The organism is Pseudomonas aegrilactucae, from assembly GCF_019168305.1.
Taxonomy (GTDB): Bacteria; Pseudomonadota; Gammaproteobacteria; order Pseudomonadales; family Pseudomonadaceae; genus Aquipseudomonas; species Aquipseudomonas aegrilactucae.
In genome coordinates, this window is the sequence record NZ_JAHTBI010000070.1 from 1 (window position 1) to 20441 (window position 20441).

Consider the following 20441-nt stretch of genomic DNA (forward strand, 5'->3'; position numbering starts at 1 on the left):
CCGCGCGGCGCTTCGCTGGCAAGCCAGCTCCCACATTTGCTGCAACGCACCATGGCCTGTGAGATTTGGGTTGCCAGCTTGGTAGCTGGCAGCAGATTGCGATGGGCCTCTGTGCTGCAGCACATACTCTCCAGCGGCCATGAATCGGTAGCGCTGCCCGCGCGGCGCTTCGCTGGCAAGTCGAGTCGTCGCACCGCAGCTCCCACATTTGCTGCAACGTGCCATGGCCTGCAGGATCGCCGCTGTCAGCCTTGTTTGCTCGGCAACAGATTGCGGTGGGACCACCAAGTGACAGCCAATGTATCTCTGGCACCCTTGGGATTAAGCACCAAGACCTGATGCCCCCCTGTACCCCCTCATCACCCCCACCTATTAACCTGTCCACCACCCCACCCGCCTGCCTAGACTCGGCCCCATCCCCAACAAGGTATGGCCGCCATGTCCGACACCCTGCTCAGCGCCCGCAACCTGGCCTTCGAACTCTATGAAGTGCTCGACGCCGAAGCCCTCTCCCAACGCCCACGCTTCGCCGACCACAACCGCGAAACCTTCGACGCCGCACTGCACACCGCACGCACGCTGGCCGAAAGATACTTCGCACCGCACAACCGCAAAGGCGACGAACACGAACCCCGCTTCGAAAACGGCGAAGCCATGCTGATCCCCGAGGTCAAGCCGGCCGTGGACGCCTTCCTGAACGCCGGTTTCCTCAACGCCAACCGCGATTTCGACGCCGGTGGCATGCAACTGCCCACCCTGCTCTCGCAAGCCTGCTTCGCGCATTTTCAAGCCGCCAATGCCGGCACCGCTGCCTACCCGTTCCTGACCATGGGCGCCGCCAACCTGATCGAGACCTTCGGCACCGACGAGCAGAAACGCCTGTTTCTGCAACCGATGATCGAAGGCCGCTGCTTCGGCACCATGGCCCTCACCGAGCCCCACGCCGGCAGCTCGCTGGCCGATATCCGCACACGCGCCGAACCCGCCGCCGACGGCAGCTATCGCCTCAAGGGCAACAAGATCTTCATCTCCGGTGGCGATCACACACTGTCCGAGAACATCGTGCACCTGGTGCTGGCCAAGCTGCCGGATGCTCCACCCGGGGTGAAGGGTATCTCGCTGTTCATCGTGCCCAAGTTCCTGGTCAACGATGACGGCAGCCTCGGCCCGCGCAACGATGTGCTGCTGGCCGGCCTGTTCCACAAGATGGGCTGGCGCGGCACCACCTCCACCGCGCTCAACTTCGGCGACAACGGCGAGTGCGTCGGCTACCTCATCGGCCCACCACACCAGGGCCTGACCTGCATGTTCCAGATGATGAACGAGGCACGCATCGGCGTGGGCATGGGCGCGGTGATGCTCGGCTACGCCGGCTACCTGTACTCGCTGGACTACGCCCGCCAACGCCCGCAAGGCCGCCTGCCCGACAACAGGAACCCCGCCACCACCGCCGTGCCGATCATCCAGCACAGCGATGTGAAACGCATGCTGCTGACCCAGAAGGCCTACGTCGAAGGCGCGTTCGACCTGGGCCTGTACGCCGCCCGGCTGTTCGACGACAGCCACACCGCGACCACCGAGGGCGAACGTCAGCAGGCTCAACAATTGCTCGACCTGCTGACCCCCATCGTCAAGTCGTGGCCCTCGGAGTTCTGCCTCAAGGCCAACGAACTGGCGATCCAGATTCTCGGCGGCCACGGCTACACCCGCGACCACCCCGTGGAGCAGCACTACCGCGACAACCGCCTGAACCCGATCCATGAGGGCACCCACGGCATCCAGTCGCTGGACCTGCTGGGGCGCAAGCTGGCGCAGCACGGCGGCGCCGGGCTCAAGCAACTGGTCCGCCAGATCGCCAGCACCTGTGCACAGGCCGCCGACTACCCAAGCCTGCAACGGCTGCGCGAACCCCTCGAATCCTTGCTCAACCGCCTGCAGCAGGTGACCCTCGGCCTGCTCGGCGACTTGTCCACAGGCCAGGTCAATGTTGCCTTGGCCAACTCGGCGTTGTACCTCAAGGCGTTCGGCCACTGCGTGATCGGCTGGCGCTGGCTGGAACAGGCGATACGCGCCGAGCAGGGCCTGGCGCGTGGCAATCCGGCCGATACCGGCTTCTACCGCGGCAAATTGCAGGCCGCACGGTTTTTCCTCACCTGGGAAGTACCGGCCTGCCATAATGACCTCGCATTGCTCGAGGCCCGCGACGATACCTGCCCGAGCATGCACGAGGAGTGGTTCTGAGGGGGAACCACCGGCACCCGGAGGTTCGCGCATGTTCGACTTCACCGCGCCGCTGCGCCAGCGCTTCGCTGGCCTGAACAGCGGCGCCGAGTTTTTCTCCCTGCGCTACGTGCAGGAATCCCATCAGCACCTGTCGGTGCGCAAGAACGTCGCCGAACCGCCAAGCCTGGCCCGCGACCAGGGCGCGATGCTCACCGCGCGGGTCAATGGCGTGGAGGCCTATGCGGCCACCGCCGACCTGTCCCAGGCGGGCCTGCAACGCGCCCTCGACCAGGCCGAGGCGCTGGCCCGCCAGATCGCCCGCCACGCCCTGCTCGACCTGCGCGAACACGCCGTCGCCAGCGGCCGCGCCGACTACTGCTCACCCAACCTGGACACGCTGTTCCCCGCCCTGGCCGACTGCTATGAGCTGCTGGCCCGCGAATCGGCCAGCGTGCCGAGCGACGCGCGCCTGGTGAACTGGCAGGCCAGCCTGGGCCTGAGCACGGTCGAGCAGATCTACCTCAACAGTGCCGGCGCCGAACTGCGCCAGGCGCAGCGCTTCGTGTTCCCCGGCCTGAGCGTCACCGCCTTCGACGGCAGCGACAGCCAGAGCCGCAGCCTGGGCCGCGAGAACTTCGGCCAGCAAGGCGGCGTCGATGTGATCGAGCGCTGCGGCCTGCTCGGCGCAGGGGCCAAGGTCGCCGACCAGGCCCTGCAACTGCTGCTGGCCCCCAACACCCCGAGCGGGGTGCGCGACCTGCTGCTGATGCCCGACCAGATGATGCTGCAGATCCACGAGTCCATCGGCCACCCGCTGGAGATGGACCGCATCCTGGGCGACGAGCGCAATTACGCCGGCACCAGCTTTATCAAGGCCGAAGACTTCGGCCACCTGCACTACGGCTCGCCGTTGCTCAACGTGACCTTCGACCCGGCCATCCCCGAAGAGCTGGCCAGCTACGCGCATGACGATGACGGCACCCCTGCGCACAAGCAGTTCCTGATCCGCGACGGCGTGCTGCTGCGCCCGCTGGGCGGCGCGCTGTCGCAGTACCGCTCGGGCCTGGACGGGGTGGCCAACAGCCGCGCCTGCGGCTGGAACCGCGCACCGATCGACCGCATGGCCAACCTCAACATCGAGCCGGGCGACCAGTCACTGGCGCAACTGGTCGGCGGCATCGAGCATGGCATCCTGATGCGCACCAACCGCTCCTGGTCCATCGACGACGCGCGCAACAAGTTCCAGTTCGGCTGCGAATGGGGCCAACTGATCGAAAACGGCGAACTCAAGGGCGTGGTCAAGAACCCGAACTACCGCGGCATTTCCGCCGGCTTCTGGCGCAACCTCAGCGCGGTAGGCGACGCCAGCACCTTCAAGGTGCTTGGCACACCCAACTGCGGCAAGGGCGAGCCCAACCAGGTGGTGCGCGTGGGCCATGCCTCGCCGGCCTGCGTGTTCAGCCAGATCGACGTATTCGGAGGAGACGCCTGATGGCCGCCACCCCTTTGCAGCATTTCCAGGCGCTGGCCGCGTGGCTGCGCGACAACGTGCACGCGCCCGAACAGTTCACCCTGAGCTACAGCGCCGAGCAGTCCACCTTCATTCGCTTCAACCATGCCAAGGTGCGCCAGGCGGGTGAAGTGCAGCAGGCCGGTGCCAGCCTCAAGCTGATTGCCGACGCGCGCCAGGTCGACCTGCACCTGACCCTCAGCGGCGACCCGGCACTGGACCGCGATCAACTGCAGCAGGCGCTGGCCGAGCTGCGCCAGATCCTGCCACTGATCCCCGCCGACCCGTACCTGCTGCTCAACGACAGTGCCTGGCACAGCCACCAGGTGCAGGATGCACCGCTGCCCGAAACAGCGCAGGTGCTGGACCAGATCGAGCACGCCGCCAGCGAACTCGACCTCGTCGGCATCTATGCCGCAGGCCCTATCAGCCGCGGCTTTGCCAGCTCGTTCGGTGCCTTTGGCTGGCACCAGGCCAACAGCTTCAACTTCGATTTCAGCCTGTTTCATGCCAATGGCCAGGCGGTGAAGGCCAACTATGCCGGACAGGTGTGGGAGGACGCGGCGTTCGCGCGACGCATGGCCCAGGCCCGTGAACAACTGGCGTACCTGGGCCGCCCGCTCAAGACGCTCGCCCCCGGCCAGTACCGGGCGTACCTGGCGCCGGCGGCGATGGACGAGATCATGGGCATGCTGTGCTGGGGCGGCTTTTCCGCGCAGTCGATCGCCAGCAAGGACAGCCCGTTGCAGCGGCTGTATGCCGGCGATGCAGTGCTGAGCCCGCTGGTGAACCTGGCCGAGCAGGTCAGCGGCTCGCTGAGCCCGGCGTTTTCCGGTGAGGGTTACCCACGCAGCGACCTGCGCCTGGTTGACCACGGCAAGGCGCAGGAGCAGTTGACCAACGCGCGCAGCGCCGCCGAGTTCGAGCAGGTGGCCAATGGTGCCGAAGGTCACGAGTCGCCAAGCGCCTTGAGCATGGCGGCCGGCGACCTGGCACTGGATGCAGTGCTGGCCCGGTTGGGCACGGGGCTGTACATCAGCAACCTGTGGTACCTGAATTATTCCGACCTGCCGGCGGCGCGCATGACCGGGCTGACGCGCTTTGCGACGTTCTGGGTCGAGGACGGTCAGGTCCAGGCACCGGTCAGCACCATGCGTTTCGATGACAGCGTGTACAGCCTGCTGGGTTCGCAGCTCGAAGCGCTGACCCGCGAGCGCGAGCTGATCCTGTCGACCAGCACCTACGGACAGCGCCAGACCAGTTCGAGCCATTTGCCGGGGGCACTGGTCAAACGCCTGACGCTGACATTGTGATGCCTCCATCGCGGGTCAAGCCCGCTCCCACAGGGATCACCGCCGCCCCTGTGGGAGCTGCGGTTCGACGCTTCGACTGGCCCGCGAAGGGGCCCTCAAGGACATAGAGCATGCCCAACCGTACCCCGCTGGACCCCGTCACCGCCCGCTGGATTCCGTGGGTAGTGGCCATCGCCTTCTTCATGCAGTCGCTCGACGGCACCATCCTCAACACCGCCCTGCCCGCCATGGCCCGCGATCTGGCCGAAAACCCGCTGCGCATGCAGTCGGTGATCATCGCCTACATGCTCACCGTGGCGCTGCTGATCCCGGCCTCGGGCTGGGTCGCCGACCGCTTCGGCACCAAGCGCATCTTCTTCAGCGCGATCCTGCTGTTCAGCCTCGGCTCACTGCTGTGCGCACTGTCCAACAGCCTCGGCATGCTGGTGGGCGCACGGGTGATCCAGGGCCTGGGCGGCGCGCTGATGCTGCCGGTGGGGCGCCTGGTGGTGCTGCGCGCCTACCCGCGTACCGAGCTGGTGCGCATCATGAGCTTCATCACCATCCCCGGCCTGCTCGGCCCGCTGCTGGGCCCGACCCTGGGCGGCTGGCTGGTGGAATACCTGACCTGGCACTGGATCTTCCTGCTCAACCTGCCAGTGGGCGCCCTGGGCTGCTATGCGGTGTGGAAATTCATCCCGGACCTGCGCGGCTCGGAACGCACCCGTTTCGATGGGGTAGGCTTTGTGCTGTTCGGCGCCGCCATGGTGCTGATCACCATCGCCATGGAAGGCCTGGGCGAACTGCACCTGCCGCACCTGCGGGTGATGTTGCTGCTGTTCGCCGGCATGGCGTGCCTGGCCGCCTACTGGCTGCGCGCCGGCAGCATCGACAACCCGCTGTTCTCGCCCCGGCTGTTCCGCACCCGGACCTTCTCGGTGGGCATCCTGGGCAACCTGTTCGCGCGCCTGGGCAGCGGCGCGCTGCCGTTCCTGGTGCCGTTGCTGCTGCAGGTGGCGCTGGGCTACTCGCCGTCGCAGGCGGGCATGAGCATGATCCCGCTGGCCGCTGCGGCCATGGTCGCCAAGTCCATCGCCCGGCCGCTGATCGAGCGTTTCGGCTACCGCACCATCCTCACCGGCAATACCCTGCTGCTGGGCCTGCTGCTATGCAGCCTGGGCCTGGTCGACGAAAGCACGTCCTACGCCCTGCTGCTGGTGCAACTGGGCCTGCTGGGCGCGGTCAATTCACTGCAGTTCACCGCCATGAACACCGTGACCCTGATCGACCTGGACGACGCCAGCGCCAGCAGCGGCAACAGCCTGCTGTCGGTGGTCGCGCAACTGTCGCTGAGCCTGGGCGTGGCCTGCGCCGGCGCACTGCTGGGCGGCTTTACCGCAGCCGGCAGTGCCGAGGGCGTGGAAACCACCCTGGGCGCGTTCCAGCTGACCTTCCTGACCATCGGCCTGATGGCCATGCTGGCCGCAGCGATCTTCATGCAGCTGTCCAAGGCGGACGGGAGGCGTGCCCCTCGTCCGGAACCGGAGATCGAGCCTTAGGGCTATTGGCCACGAGGCTGGTACACTGCGCGACATTTTGTTTTGCAGGCCCGCCTCGTGACCACCATTGCCACCGAATTCGCCACCTTGCCGCTGTCCGCCGCCATGCTGGCCAACCTGGACGCCCTCGGCTACGCCCAGATGACCCCGATCCAGGCCCAGAGCCTGCCGGTGATCCTCAAGGGCATGGACCTGATTGCCCAGGCCAAGACCGGCAGCGGCAAGACCGCCGCGTTCGGCATCGGCCTGCTCAACCCGATCAACCCGCGCTACTTCGGGTGCCAGGCGCTGGTGCTGTGCCCGACCCGCGAGCTGGCCGACCAGGTCGCCAAGGAGCTGCGCCGCCTGGCCCGCTCCGAAGACAACATCAAGATCCTGACCCTGTGCGGCGGCGTGTCGCTGGGCCCGCAGATCGCTTCGCTGGAGCACGGCGCACACATCATCGTCGGCACCCCGGGCCGCGTGCAGCAGCACCTGCGCAAGGGCACCCTGGTACTCGACGGGCTCAACACCCTGGTCCTCGATGAAGCCGACCGCATGCTCGACATGGGCTTCTACGACGCCATCGCCGATATCCTCGGGCAAACCCCGGAGCGTCGCCAGACCCTGCTGTTCTCGGCCACCTACCCGGCCGGCATCAAGCAGCTGTCGTCGGCGTTCATGCGCAACCCGCAACAGGTCAAGGCCGAATCGCTGCACGCCGACAACCAGATCGAACAGCGTTTCTACGAGATCTCGCCCGAGCAGCGCATGGACGCAGTGACCACCCTGCTGGCGCATTTCCGCCCGCAGTCGTGCGTGGCGTTCTGCTTTACCAAGCAGCAGTGCCAGGAAGTGGTCGAGCACCTGCAGGCCAAGGGCATTGCCGCCGAGTCGCTGCATGGCGACCTGGAACAGCGCGACCGCGACCAGGTACTGACCCTGTTCGCCAACCGCAGCACCTCGGTGCTGGTGGCCACCGACGTGGCGGCGCGCGGGCTGGATATCGATGCGCTGGACATGGTGATCAACGTCGAGCTGGCGCGTGACTCGGAAATTCACGTGCACCGTGTGGGCCGTACCGGCCGTGCCGGTGAAAAGGGCCTGGCAGCGAGCCTGGTGGCACCGTCCGAAGCGCACCGCGCACAGGCCATCGAGCAATTGCAGAAGGCGCCGCTGCGCTGGGAGCAGCTCGACAGCCTCGCGCCGCAGGCCGGTGGGCCGCTGGTGCCGACCATGAGCACGCTGTGCATTGGTGCCGGGCGCAAGGACAAGTTGCGGCCGGGCGACATCCTGGGCGCACTGACCGGGGATGCCGGTATCCCGGGTACCCAGGTGGGCAAGATCGCGATCTTCGACTTCCAGGCCTATGTGGCGGTCGAACGTGGCGTGGCCAAGCAGGCGCTGCAGCGGCTCAACAGCGGCAAGATCAAGGGGCGTTCGTTGCGGGTTCGCATCGTCTAAGGTCTTTGTCGCCCTTCAGGGCCACTTCGCTGGCAAGCCAGCTCCCACAGGGTTGTGTGAACGCCAAAGAACCCTGTGGGAGCTGGCTTGCCAGCGAATGTTTCACCACCAATTTCGAGGATGTTGCAGTGCGTTCCACCGAAGTGATCATCATCGGCGCTGGCGCCGCCGGCCTGATGTGCGCCCTCCACGCCGCCAATCGCGGCCGCCAGGTGCTGCTGCTGGACCACGCCAACAAGCCCGGCAAGAAGATCCTGATGTCCGGCGGTGGGCGCTGCAATTTCACCAACCTGTACACCGAACCCGCCAACTTCCTCTCGCACAACCCGCATTTCTGCAAGTCGGCCCTGGCCCGCTACACCCAGTGGGACTTCATCGAGATGGTCGGCAAGCACGCCGTGCCCTACCACGAGAAAAAACTCGGCCAGCTGTTCTGCGACAACAAGTCCAGCGACATCCTCGAGATGCTCCTGAGCGAATGCCAGGGCGCCGGCGCCGCACTGCACATGGACACCCGTGTGGAGCAGATCGAAAAACTCGAACACGGCTACCTGCTCGAAACCAGCATGGGCACGCTGCAATGCCAGTCGCTGGTGATCGCCACCGGCGGTCTCTCGATCCCGACCCTGGGCGCCACCGGCTTCGGCTACCAGGTGGCCCGCCAGTTCGGCCACAGCCTGCTGCCGACCCGCGCCGGGCTGGTACCCTTCACCATCACCGAGCCGCAACTCAAGGCCATCTGCACCGAGCTGTCGGGCACCTCGGTCGACTGCATCGCCAGCTGCAACGGCGAAAGCTTTCGCGAGAACCTGCTGTTCACCCACCGCGGCCTGAGCGGGCCGGCAATTCTGCAGATCTCCTCGTTCTGGGACAGCGGCGACAGCGTCCAGATCAACCTGCTGCCCGACCATGACGCCCTCGGCTGGCTGCAACAGCAGCAGGCCGAACGCCCCAACAGCGAGCTGAAAACCCTGCTGGGCGAACTGTTCACCAAGAAAATGGCCAATTTGCTGGCCGAACACTGGTTCGTGTCCAAGCCAATGAAGCAGTACACGCCGGCAGAGCTGGCCGAGGTCGCCGAAAAACTGGCGGCCTGGCACGTGGTGCCGGCCGGCACCGAAGGCTATCGCACCGCCGAGGTCACCCTGGGCGGCGTGGACACCCGCGAGGTGTCGTCCAAGACCATGGAGTCGCTGAAAAGCCCCGGCCTGTACTTCGTCGGTGAAGTGCTGGATGTGAGCGGGCACCTGGGCGGGTTCAATTTCCAGTGGGCCTGGGCTTCTGCGTACGCGGCCGCGCAGTTCGTCTGAGCTTCGCGGTAGAATCGCGCATCACGGAACAAATTTTGCTGGTACGTGAACACGGTGACCGCTCGCTGGCACCGTGACCGGCTCAATTTCGATCATCGCCAAGCAGGCCTGCCGCCCTATCATGTCATCGTCTTCCTTCAGCCATTCGCTACGTCGTCTGTGGGCCCTGGACAAGTTCAGCTACAGCATCCGGGTCTTGATCGCCCTTACCGGCAGCATGGCGCTGTGCTGGTACCAGGACGAAATGGGCCTGTTGATCCCGCTGTTCCTCGGCATTATCGCCAGCGCCCTGGCCGAGACCGACGACAGCTGGCAAGGCCGCCTCAATGCGCTGGCCGTGACCCTGGTGTGTTTCACCGTCGCCGCCCTGTCGGTAGAGCTGCTGTTTCCCTACCCGATCGTGTTCGGCTGCGCGCTGGCCCTGGCCGCCTTCGGCCTGACCATGCTCGGCGCGCTGGGCGAGCGCTACGGGGCGATCGCCTCGGCCACGCTGATCCTGTCGGTGTACACCATGATCGGGGTGGACCAGCGCGGCGGCCAGGTCACCGACTTCTGGCACGAACCCCTGCTGCTGGTGGCCGGCGCAGCGTGGTACGGGCTGCTGTCGGTGCTGTGGCAGGCGCTGTTCTCCAACCAGCCGGTGCAACAGAGCCTGGCGCGGCTGTTTCGCGAGCTGGGCCGCTACCTCAAGCTCAAGGCCACGCTGTTCGAGCCGATCCGCCAGCTGGACGTCGAAGCGCGGCGCCTGGAACTGGCCCAGCAGAACGGCAAGGTGGTGGCCGCACTCAATGCCGCCAAGGAAATCATCCTGCACCGCGTGGGCAATGGCCGGCCCGGCTCCAAGGTCAGCCGCTACCTGAAGCTGTACTTCCTGGCCCAGGACATCCACGAGCGCGCCAGCTCCTCGCACTACCCGTACAACGCGCTGACCGATGCGTTCTTCCACAGCGACGTGCTGTTCCGCTGCCAGCGCCTGCTGCGCCAGCAGGGCAAGGCCTGCGTACAGCTGTCCGAATCGATCCAGCTGCGCCAGCCGTTCGTGTACGACTCAGGCTTTGCCGCCGCGCTGGACGACCTGAGCGCCTCGCTGGAGCACCTGCGTATCCAGAGCAACCCGGCCTGGCGCGGCCTGCTGCGCTCGTTGCGCGCGCTGGCGGCCAACCTCACCACCCTCGACCGCCTGCTCAGCGATGCGAGCAACCCTGACAACCTGGCCGACAACAGCGACTCGAGCCTGCTCGACCGCTCGCCGCGCAGCCTCAAGGATGTGTGGAGCCGCCTGCGCCAGCACCTCACACCGACCTCGCTGATCTTCCGCCACGCCCTGCGCCTGCCGCTGGCACTGTCGGTGGGCTATGGCATGGTGCACCTGATCCACCCCACCCAGGGCTACTGGATCATCCTCACCACCCTGTTCGTGTGCCAGCCCAGCTACGGCGCCACCCGGCGCAAGCTGGGGCAGCGCATCATCGGCACCGCCATCGGCCTGACCGTGGGCTGGGCACTGTTCGACCTGTTCCCCAGCGCGCTGGTGCAATCGATGTTCGCGGTGGCCGCCGGGGTGGTGTTCTTCGTCAACCGCACCACCCGCTACACCCTGGCCACGGCGGCGATCACGCTGATGGTGCTGTTCTGCTTCAACCAGATCGGCGACGGCTACGGGCTGTTCCTGCCGCGCCTGTTCGATACCCTGGTGGGCAGCCTGATCGCGATCCTGGCCGTGTTCCTGTTCCTGCCCGACTGGCAGGGGCGGCGCCTGAACAAGGTGCTGGCCAACACCCTGAGCTGCAACAGCACCTACCTGCGCCAGATCATGCAGCAGTACGCCCAGGGCAAGAGCGACAACCTGGCCTACCGCCTGGCCCGGCGCAATGCGCACAACGCCGACGCGGCGCTGTCGACCACGCTGGCCAACATGCTGATGGAGCCGGGGCATTTCCGTAAGGAGGCCGACGTGGGCTTTCGCTTCCTGGTGCTGTCGCACACCTTGCTCAGCTACCTCTCGGGCCTCGGTGCGCACCGCGACAGCGCCCTGGCGCCTGAGGCGCACGAGCAATTGATCGATGGCGCCGGCGCAAGCCTGGCCAGCAGCCTGGACGAGATTGCCACGGGCCTGGCCAGCAAGACCCCGGTGGCGATCCACAGCGACGCCGAGGAGAGCCTGGCCGCCAGCCTTGAGCAGATGCCCGAGGAAATGGACGAGAACCAGCGGCTGGTGCAGACCCAGCTCGCCCTGATCTGCCGTCAGCTGGGCCCGCTGCGCACCCTCGCCGCGCACCTGATCAAGGACACCCCGGCCTGATCACAGGCCGTAGTCCTTGAGCAGGCGGGCATAGCTGCCATCGGCCTTCATGGCCGCGATGGCCTGGTCGAAGCCAGCCACGATCTGCGCATGCCGGGGGTTTTTCAGGCTGACCAGAATATGCAGGCTGTTCTCGCTGACCGGCTTGCCGAAGAACTCCACCGCGTCACGCACCGTCGCGGCTTCACGTTGCAGGAAGTAATGCGCGACGTACTCGTCTTCCAGGGTCAGGCGCACGCGGCCAGCGACGAGCATGCCCACGGCCACCGAAAAATTGCGCACCGGCACCTTCTGCAGGCGCCCATCGGCGTCAAACTCGGCGGCGTAGGCATAGTCGCGCACCACAGCGATCGGGTGCGGATGAAGATCGCCCAGGCTGTCGAAGCGCAGGCTGTCACCCTTGCGTTTGAGCAGGCGGATACGGTTGCTCAGGTAGCCTTGGGAGAACTGACCGATACCGGCCCGTGCGTCGCTCTTCCAAGCGTTGATCAGCACGTCATAGCGCCCATCGCCCACCCCCAGCAAGGCACGGGCCCAGGGCACCTGCTCGAACCCGCTGGCAAAGCCTGCGCGCTGCAATGCGGTGGTGACGATCGCCGTGGCCAGGCCGCCGTTGGGCATGCTGGCATCGGTGAACGGTGGCCAGGCATCGGCCACCAGCCGCAGCTGCTCGGCTTGCGCCGCAGGGGTGCAGAGCATGATCCCAAGCAAACCCAAGGCTCGAAGCAGTGGCCGCATGCTCAAATCCTATAGCGGAACCAGGTCCGCACTCTCATGAATGGCTTGAGAACTTTTAGTGCCAAAACTCTAGGATGCCCTGGCAGATTACACAAAGATGCCCGGGACGGGCAGTGTCCGGTGATAGCTAATTGCCGCTAATTCGCCGGGTTTCACAATCGCCTTGATCTACGGCAATTTCGCCCCGGTCGCGACGGTGGCCGGGGATGGTTATGATCGAGGCATCATCAAAGAGAGCATTGCCATGGCGATCGACTGGATTTGCAAACATCACACCGACCTGGGCAAGGAGCAGCTGTATGCGCTGCTCAAACTGCGGGTTGAAGTGTTCGTGGTGGAACAGAAATGCCCTTATCTGGAGACCGATGGCCAGGACCTGGACGGCGATACCTGCCATTTGATGGCATGGCGTGACAGTGCGTTGGTGGCCTACCTGCGCCTGCTGGACCCGGAGTCACAGGGTGGCGACGTGGTGATCGGGCGCGTGGTGATTGCACCGTCTGCGCGCGGCGAGGGCTTGGGGCATACGCTATTGGTGCAGGGGCTGGAGCAGGCCGAGAAGCAGTGGCCGGGCGTGCCGGTGTACCTGTCGGCGCAGGCACATCTGCAGGATTACTATGCGCGGCACGGGTTCGAGGTGGTGGGGGAGCCTTATCTGGAGGATGACATTCCACACATTGGCATGCGCCGGCACAAGGGCCCTCAGGGGTAACCCAGCACCTCACGGATCGTGCGCAGGTGGTGCATGATCCACTGCTTGTCGATCGCTCCCCAGTCACGAATCCGGTAATGCCCGGCATGGTTGCGCGCCCCTTCCTGCTGCTCGAACTCGCACAGGATGTCCAGGTCGGCCAGCGCCGCGATGGTGTCCTGCGCGGTACGCCGGGGCATGCCGGTAGCCTCCATCAGCGCCGGCACACTGCTGGCCGTGCGGCTGTCGATCAGCCACGCCACGTACAGGCGACGGTAGAAACTGGTCTTGGTCTTGCTCACGTCCATCGACACATCCCTTTCGCTCACGAAGCACCCGGCAGGTCGCGCCAGGTCAGGTAGATGCGCAGGTCGAACTCCAGTTGATGGTAGCCCGGCTGCATGTATTCACAGAGTTGATAGAACGCCTTGTTGTGATCGCTTTCCTTCAGGTGCGCCAGCTCGTGTACCACGATCATCTTCAGAAATTCCGGCGCCGCGTCCTTGAACAACGCCGCCACGCGGATCTCCTTCTTGGCCTTGAGCTTGCCGCCCTGCACCCGCGACACTGCGGTATGCAGGCCCAGCGCACGGTGCGTGAGGTCCAGCCGGCTGTCGAACAGCACCTTGTCCAGGTTCGGCGCCTTGCGCAGGTGCTCCTGTTTCAAGGCCTGCACGTAGGCATACAGGGCCTTGTCGCTCTGCACGGCGTGGCGCTCGGGGTAACGCTGGCGCAGGTAGTCACCCAGACGGTTCTGGGCGATCAACTGGCGCACCTGATCTTGCAGGGCAGGCGGATAGGCTTGCAGGTACTTGAGCACGGTCATGGGCACAGGCAGTGGCGGGCAAAGGCGCCAGTTTACCCAATTCTGGCGCGTCGCCCGCCTGCCAGTCGAAAAAACCCGGGAACACCCCCGCCGCCTGGGCGGTCAACGGTCTTGCCACCAGAAACCCTTGCACATAGTCGCAACCATTGGCCTTGAGCCAACGGGCCTGCTCAAGGGTCTCGACGCCTTCGGCTATCACGCTGACCGAATAGGCCTTGCACAGGTCGATCACACTGCGCACCAGGGCGGCGTCGGCCGCCGAGTCAGGCAGGCACGCGACCAGGTGGCGATCGAGCTTGAGGGTGTCGATCGGCAGGTCGCGCAGCAGGCGCAGCGAGCACTCCCCGGCACCGAAGTCGTCGAGCGCCACACGCACCCCCAGCTCGCGCAACTTGTGCAGTTGCGTGAGCGCGATGTCCAGATTGGCGGCCAGCGATGTCTCTGCCACCTCCACCTCCAACTGCGCCGCCTGCAACCCATGGCTGGCGATCACCCGCCCCAGTTCCTCGACCAGGTTGGGCATGGCGAACTGCACCCGGCTCAGGCTGATGCCCAGCACCAGCGTCGGCCCGAACTGCTCGCGCCAGGCACGGCGCTGCACCGCGCCCTGGGTGTAGATCCAGCTGGCCAGGCGTGAAATCAGCCGCGCCTCTTCGAGCAATGGCAGGAACAAACCGGGCGGCACATCGCCCACGCTGGGGTGCTGCCAGCGCAACAACGCCTCGAAGCCACGCAGGCGACCATCGGCAAGCGACACCTGCGGCTGGTACACCAGGCTGAAATCGTGGCGCTCGATCGCATCGCGCACGCTGTCTTCAAGCATCAGGCGCGAGCGGGCGCGGCCATTGAGCTCCTGGTCATAGTAGCGGTACTGCTGGCGACCGGCCTGCTTGGCGGCATACATTGCCGCGTCCGCCGCTCGCAGCAGGCCATCCAGATGGGGCCCGCAGTCGGGGTAGGTCGCAATGCCTATGCTGACCCCCAAGGTCACGTCCAGGCCGTCGACCTGCTGGCAGATCGACATGCGCTCGATCAGTTTTTCGGCAAAGCGCGCGGCCTGCTCGGGGTAGTCCAGCGCATCGAGCAGCGCGGTGAACTCATCGCCGCCCATGCGGGCCAGTATCCCGTATGCGCCCAGGCACTCCTTGAGCTGCTCGGCCACCCAGTGCAGCACGCGATCACCCACGGCGTGCCCGAGCGAATCGTTGATGCGCTTGAAACCGTCCAGGTCCAGGTACAGCAAGGCTTGTGCCTTGTCACTGTGCTCACTGCGCACCAGGGTACTTTCGGCCGCCTGGTAAAAACCGCGTCGGTTGAGCAGGCCGGTCAGTGGGTCGGTGACCGCCTGGAACTCCAGTTGCTGGTGCAGGCTGCGCACCACCGACATGTCCAGCACCGTGACCACCATCGCACGCTGCTCGCCGGGCAGCGCCGCGCACGACAACGCCACCGGCAGCGGATGCCCGGAGGCCGTGCGCAACAGCGCATCGTGCAGGCGGTAGATGTCGCGGTCCAGGTAGGCCTGGTAGAACGCCGAGTCGCGCCACAGCGTGGGCATCGGCGATTGCACGAAACTCAACAGATCGGCGCCCTGCAGGCGCTCGACCGGGGCCTGGAGCAGACGCGAGATGGCCGGGTTGGCAAAGCGGATGCAACCGTCTTCGGCCACCACCAGAATGCCTTCGGCGGCGTTGTCCAGCACCGAGGCATTGAACGCCCGCGCCACCTCCAGGTCGTGGCTCAGGCGCTGCAGGGAGCGACGGTTGCGCTGCTGTTCGAGCAGGGCCTGCACCTTGGGCTTGAGAATCTGCGGGTCGAACGGTTTGAACAGGTAGTCCACCGCGCCACTGGCATAGCCCTTGAGCACCGCGGCCTGGGATTGTTCGTTGGCGGTGAGGAAGATAATCGGGGTAAGGCGCGTGCGCTGGCTGCCACGCATCAGGCGCGCAACTTCGAAGCCGTCCATGCCGGGCATCTGCACGTCCAGCAGCACCAGATCCACTTCGTGCTCGAGCAGCTTGCTCAGCGCTTCGGTACCTGAACTTGCGGTCAATACTTCCCAGTCCTGACGCGCGAGCAGGGCCCGCATGCTGATCAGGTTTTCCGGGTAATCATCGACGATCAGCAATACCGAGCCGCCATCGTGGGTAGGAGTGTGCGCGCAATCCATGCTGCTTCTCTTGTATAACGACGCCAAATACCGGATGTAGCCTGCGGCTTTACTCTAGACCCGGCTGACACAAATCAGAAGTCAGCACATGGCCATCACTCATTTAAACGGGCGTTGGCCGACTAACGGTCTGTCACTTCGGGCCATTTCCAGTGCCTGCCAGCGAACAGGCATAAAAAAACCCGCATCGCTGCGGGTTTTCTGTACAACCGAGGCTTAGTTGACCTTGGCGGCCAACTCACCGTTGGCGTAACGCTGGAACATGCCTTCAAGCGAGATCGGCTTGATCTTCGAGGCGTTGCCGGCAGTGCCGAAGGCCTCGTAACGGGCGATGCACACGTCACGCATGGCCTTGACGGTTTCGCCAAAGAACTTGCGCGGGTCGAACTCGCTCGGGTGGGTGGCCATCAGGCGACGCATGGCCCCGGTGGACGCCAGGCGCAGGTCGGTGTCGATGTTGACCTTGCGCACGCCGTGCTTGATGCCTTCGACGATTTCTTCAACCGGTACGCCGTAGGTTTCCTTGATGTCGCCACCGTACTGGTTGATGATCGCCAGCCACTCTTGCGGCACCGACGACGAACCGTGCATGACCAGGTGAGTGTTGGGGATGCGTTTGTGGATCTCTTTGATCCGGTCGATCGCCAGCACGTCGCCGGTAGGCGGCTTGGTGAACTTGTAGGCGCCGTGGCTGGTGCCGATGGCGATGGCCAGGGCATCGACCTGGGTGCGCTTGACGAAGTCAGCCGCTTCTTCAGGGTCGGTCAGCATCTGGCTGTGGTCCAGCACGCCTTCGGCGCCGATACCGTCTTCTTCACCGGCCATGCCGGTTTCCAGCGAACCCAGGCAGCCCAGCTCGCCTTCTACCGACACGCCGCAGGCATGGGCCATGGCCACGGTCTGCTGGGTGACACGTACGTTGTAGTCGTAGTCGGTAGGGGTTTTGCCGTCCACGCCCAGCGAGCCGTCCATCATGACCGAGCTGAAGCCCAGCTGGATCGAGCGCTGGCACACGTCAGGGCTGGTGCCGTGGTCCTGGTGCATGCACACCGGGATGTGCGGGAATTCTTCGATCGCCGCCAGGATCAGGTGGCGCAGGAACGGCGCACCGGCGTATTTGCGGGCACCGGCCGAGGCCTGGACAATCACCGGGGAGTCGGTCTTGTCGGCGGCTTCCATGATGGCGCGCATTTGCTCGAGGTTGTTGACGTTGAAAGCCGGAACGCCGTAGCCGAATTCGGCGGCGTGGTCCAGCATCTGGCGCATGCTAATGAGTGCCATTGTGTATCTCTCTCCCGACAAGCGTCGTGTTAATCGTGCAAGCCTGCCGCAGCGGCGGTTGCTATTCAAGTAGTGTGGGCCAACACAGGTCGGCCCGGCCAGTCACGGTGCCTTGCAGCCCCGCCCTATCAAATCGTTGGTTGCCACCCAGTACACCAGGCCTTCATCGCCCTTGGTGTGCAAGGCCAGCACGCCATCGCTGTACAGCGCGCCCGAGGCACCGGGCTCCGGCTTGAGCCGATAGACCTGGTCAGCGCCGCCAAGGCGAACATCCACAGCCTCCTGGCGCGCATCGGCAAACCGCCACGACACCTCGGCGCCGCTGTCACAGACCCAGCGGGTCCAGGTGTCAGTCGGTGCCGGGGCTGACCGCAACTGTGCGCATCCTGCCAGTAGTGCCAGGGCCATCAAGGCCACAACGCGTTTCATCCACAATCCTCTAGAAGACCACGAACCTGGCAACAGGTTGCCATGAACCGATCAAGGGCAACCCGGCGCCAGGCGCTGGTGCTCGTCGTCGTACTTTTCCAGGCCGTCCGGGCCGAGCCTTTTGTTGATCACCGGCACGGTTTCTGCCTGCCACTCGGACTGGTAGCAACCGCCCTTCGGCTTGCCGGGGGCATCGGCCGCAGGCGGCGGGTCGCTGGCGCAAGCACCGAGCAACCCGGCCAGGATAATCACGGGCAATCGCTTGACCATCAGGTCACTCCCTTTGCCAGGCTGAGCCAATCAGGCCTTGGCCCGTTGTTCCAGCACTTCGACTGCCGGCAGTACCTTGCCCTCGACAAACTCGAGGAACGCACCGCCACCGGTAGAAATGTAGGAGATCTGGCTGGCCACGCCATATTTGTCGATGGCCGCCAGGGTATCGCCGCCACCGGCGATGGAGAACGCGTCGCTGTCAGCGATGGCCTTGGCCAGGGTCTGGGTGCCGTTGCCGAACTGGTCGAACTCGAACACCCCCACCGGGCCGTTCCACAGCACGGTCTTCGACGATTTCAGCAGTTCGGCGAACTGTTCGGCGGTTTGCGGGCCGATGTCCAGGATCATGTCGTCTTCGGCAACATCAGCTACCAGCTTCACCGTGGCCACGGCGCTTTCGGCGAATTCCTTGGCCACCACCACGTCAACCGGCAACGGTACGTTGACCTTGGCCGCGATGGCCTTGGCGGTGTCGATCAGGTCAGGTTCGTACAGCGACTTGCCCACCGGGTGGCCAGCGGCCGCCAGGAAGGTGTTGGCGATACCGCCACCGACGATCAGCAGGTCGCAGACCTGGCTCAGGCTGTTGAGCACGTCCAGCTTGGTCGACACCTTGGAGCCGGCCACGATGGCGGCCATCGGCTTGGCCGGGGCTTTCAGGGCCTTGCCCAGCGCGTCCAGCTCGGCGGCCAGCAGCGGGCCGGCGGCGGCAACCTTGGCAAACCTGGCCACGCCGTGGGTCGAGCCCTCGGCGCGGTGAGCGGTGCCGAAGGCGTCCATCACGAATACGTCGCACAGGGCGGCGTACTGCTGGGCCAGCTCGTCGGCGTTCTTTTTCTCGCCCTTGTTGAAGCGCACGTTCTCGAACAGCACGACGTCGCCGGCCTTCACATCGACGCCGCCCAGGTAGTCGGCCACCAGCGGCACCTCACGCCCCAGCGCCTTGCTCAGGTAGTCGGCCACAGGCTTGAGGCTGTTCTCGGCCGAGAACTCGCCTTCGGTCGGGCGCCCAGGTGCGAGCAGACCATCACGGCCGCGCCCTTCTCCAGGGCCAGCTTGATGGTCGGCAGCGAAGCCAGGATGCGCGCATCGCTGCTGACCACACCGTCCTTCACAGGCACGTTGAGGTCTTCGCGGATCAGTACGCGCTTACCTTGCAGATCGAGGTCGGTCATCTTCAAAACGGTCATGAATGCAGTCCTTCAGGGCTGTTTACGAGTGGTGCAAGTTGAGTCCACGACGTGCAGAAAATGTTCGGCGACGTCGAGCATGCGGTTGGCGAACCCCCATTCGTTGTCGAACCAGGCCAGCAGGTTCACCAGGCGGGGGCCGGAAACACGGGTCTGGCTGGCATCGACGATCGCCGAATGCGGGTCATGGTTGAAATCACAGCTGGCGTGCGGCAGTTCGGTGTAGGCCAGCAAGCCCTTGAGCGGGCCGCTCAGGGCCGCGTCACGCAGCACCTGGTTGACCTCGGCCGCGGTGGTATCGCGGGCGGTCTGCAGGGTGATGTCCAGGCACGACACGTTGACCGTCGGCACGCGTACGGCTTTGGCCTGAATTCGCCCGGCAAGTTCCGGCAGCAGGCGTTCGATACCCCGCGCCAGCCCGGTGGACACCGGAATCACCGACTGGAACGCCGAACGCGTGCGGCGCAGGTCTTCGTGGTGGTAGGCGTCGATCACCGGCTGGTCGTTCATCGCCGAGTGGATGGTGGTGATCGATACGTACTCGATACCGAACGCCTGGTCGAGCACACGCAGCAGCGGCACGCCGCAGTTGGTGGTGCAGGAGGCGTTGGACACCAGCCGTTCGCTGCCGCTCAGGCAATCCTGGTTGATGCCGTAGACCACGGTGGCGTCGACATCCGCCTCGCTGGCCATGGGCTGTGAGAACAACACGCGGGGGGCGCCGGCGTCGAGAAAACGCTGGCCATCGGCGCGGGTGTTGTAGGCCCCGGAGCATTCGAGCACCAGGTCGACGTCGAGCGCAGCCCAGTCGATGCCTTCGGGGGTGGCACTGCGCAGTACTCTGACGCAGTCGCCATTGATATGCAGACAATCGCCGTCGACCCTGACCTCACCGGGAAAGCGCCCGTGAGTGGAATCGAAGCGTGTCAGGTATTCGAGGCTGGCCTGATCGGCCAGGTCATTCAGTGCAACGATCTCGAAGCCCGCCCTGGCTCCCCGTTCAAAGAGTGCGCGCAAGACGCAACGACCGATGCGGCCGTAGCCGTTGAGTGCAACTTTGTAGGGACGCGCTTGGGGCATGGGATGCTCACGGAACAGAAAATCATCTGTAGCCTGGGGAATTGAGTTGCCCTCATTCGCTGGCAAGCCAGCTCCCACAGGGATTGCCGCAGCCCGTGTGGGAGCTGGCTTGCCAGCGAAGCAG

Annotated in this window: 15 protein-coding genes and 2 pseudogenes; 8 read left to right on the forward strand and 9 right to left on the reverse strand. The window is 65.2% G+C overall.

The features are described 5' to 3' along the window. Positions 1 to 438 precede the first annotated feature (438 nt). The 7 genes from KUO17_RS18835 to yccS all read left to right on the forward strand — a co-directional run bounded on the left by KUO17_RS18835 (position 439) and on the right by yccS (position 11639). A complete protein-coding gene (locus KUO17_RS18835; protein ID WP_217977031.1) occupies positions 439 to 2241 on the forward strand; it encodes an acyl-CoA dehydrogenase in 1803 nt (600 codons plus the stop codon). 31 nt (positions 2242 to 2272) lie between these two features. Then, positions 2273 to 3715: a TldD/PmbA family protein gene (locus KUO17_RS18840; protein WP_217977032.1), complete on the forward strand. Its 1443-nt coding sequence runs from the start codon at positions 2273 to 2275 to the stop codon at positions 3713 to 3715. Next, positions 3715 to 5046, forward strand: a complete 1332-nt coding sequence (locus KUO17_RS18845; protein ID WP_217977033.1) for a TldD/PmbA family protein — start codon at positions 3715 to 3717, stop codon at positions 5044 to 5046. Before KUO17_RS18840 ends, KUO17_RS18845 begins: the two co-directional genes overlap by 1 nt. Positions 5047 to 5156: 110 nt before the next feature. Continuing rightward, the gene (mdtD, locus tag KUO17_RS18850) at positions 5157 to 6584 is read left to right on the forward strand and encodes a multidrug transporter subunit MdtD (RefSeq protein ID WP_217977034.1); all 1428 of its coding nucleotides are present in this window, start codon (positions 5157 to 5159) and stop codon (positions 6582 to 6584) included. Positions 6585 to 6689: 105 nt separating this feature from the next. Next, positions 6690 to 8027: an ATP-dependent RNA helicase DbpA gene (gene dbpA / locus KUO17_RS18855; protein ID WP_255263674.1), complete on the forward strand. Its 1338-nt coding sequence runs from the start codon at positions 6690 to 6692 to the stop codon at positions 8025 to 8027. 128 nt (positions 8028 to 8155) lie between these two features. Continuing rightward, a complete protein-coding gene (locus KUO17_RS18860; RefSeq protein ID WP_217977036.1) occupies positions 8156 to 9337 on the forward strand; it encodes a BaiN/RdsA family NAD(P)/FAD-dependent oxidoreductase in 1182 nt (393 codons plus the stop codon). A 121-nt stretch (positions 9338 to 9458) separates the two neighbouring features. Next, positions 9459 to 11639, forward strand: a complete 2181-nt coding sequence (gene yccS / locus KUO17_RS18865; RefSeq protein ID WP_217977037.1) for a YccS family putative transporter — start codon at positions 9459 to 9461, stop codon at positions 11637 to 11639. Here the strand turns inward: yccS and KUO17_RS18870 are convergent, their stop codons facing one another. Next, positions 11640 to 12377: a substrate-binding periplasmic protein gene (locus tag KUO17_RS18870; RefSeq protein WP_217977038.1), complete on the reverse strand. Its 738-nt coding sequence runs from the start codon at positions 12375 to 12377 to the stop codon at positions 11640 to 11642. A 244-nt stretch (positions 12378 to 12621) separates the two neighbouring features. On the opposite strand from KUO17_RS18870, the gene KUO17_RS18875 reads away from it, so the two are divergent. Further along, positions 12622 to 13089 (forward strand): GNAT family N-acetyltransferase, encoded by a 468-nt coding sequence (locus tag KUO17_RS18875; protein WP_217977039.1) that lies wholly within the window; start codon positions 12622 to 12624, stop codon positions 13087 to 13089. Here the strand turns inward: KUO17_RS18875 and KUO17_RS18880 are convergent. The 8 genes and pseudogenes from KUO17_RS18880 to epd all read right to left on the reverse strand — a co-directional run bounded on the left by KUO17_RS18880 (position 13080) and on the right by epd (position 20317). Beyond that, positions 13080 to 13376 (reverse strand): winged helix-turn-helix domain-containing protein, encoded by a 297-nt coding sequence (locus KUO17_RS18880; protein ID WP_217977060.1) that lies wholly within the window; start codon positions 13374 to 13376, stop codon positions 13080 to 13082. The two genes, KUO17_RS18875 and KUO17_RS18880, sit on opposite strands and share 10 nt — an antisense overlap. 17 nt (positions 13377 to 13393) lie before the next feature. Continuing rightward, positions 13394 to 13894, reverse strand: a complete 501-nt coding sequence (locus KUO17_RS18885; protein WP_217977040.1) for a M48 metallopeptidase family protein — start codon at positions 13892 to 13894, stop codon at positions 13394 to 13396. 61 nt (positions 13895 to 13955) lie between these two features. Next, a pseudogene (locus KUO17_RS18890) lies at positions 13956 to 16064 on the reverse strand (putative bifunctional diguanylate cyclase/phosphodiesterase); the annotation flags it as partial. A gap of 216 nt (positions 16065 to 16280) precedes the next feature. Next, positions 16281 to 17345 (reverse strand): class II fructose-bisphosphate aldolase, encoded by a 1065-nt coding sequence (gene fba / locus KUO17_RS18895; protein ID WP_217977042.1) that lies wholly within the window; start codon positions 17343 to 17345, stop codon positions 16281 to 16283. A 102-nt stretch (positions 17346 to 17447) separates the two neighbouring features. Continuing rightward, the gene (locus KUO17_RS18900) at positions 17448 to 17774 is read right to left on the reverse strand and encodes an MliC family protein (RefSeq protein WP_217977043.1); all 327 of its coding nucleotides are present in this window, start codon (positions 17772 to 17774) and stop codon (positions 17448 to 17450) included. A gap of 51 nt (positions 17775 to 17825) precedes the next feature. After that, a complete protein-coding gene (locus tag KUO17_RS18905) occupies positions 17826 to 18044 on the reverse strand; it encodes a hypothetical protein (RefSeq protein ID WP_217977044.1) in 219 nt (72 codons plus the stop codon). Between the two features lie 30 nt (positions 18045 to 18074). Continuing rightward, positions 18075 to 19237: pseudogene (locus tag KUO17_RS18910) on the reverse strand (phosphoglycerate kinase). A gap of 12 nt (positions 19238 to 19249) precedes the next feature. Beyond that, positions 19250 to 20317 carry an erythrose-4-phosphate dehydrogenase gene (gene epd, locus KUO17_RS18915; protein WP_217977045.1) on the reverse strand — a complete coding sequence of 356 codons (1068 nt, stop codon included), beginning with the start codon at positions 20315 to 20317 and terminating at the stop codon, positions 19250 to 19252. Positions 20318 to 20441 lie beyond the last annotated feature (124 nt).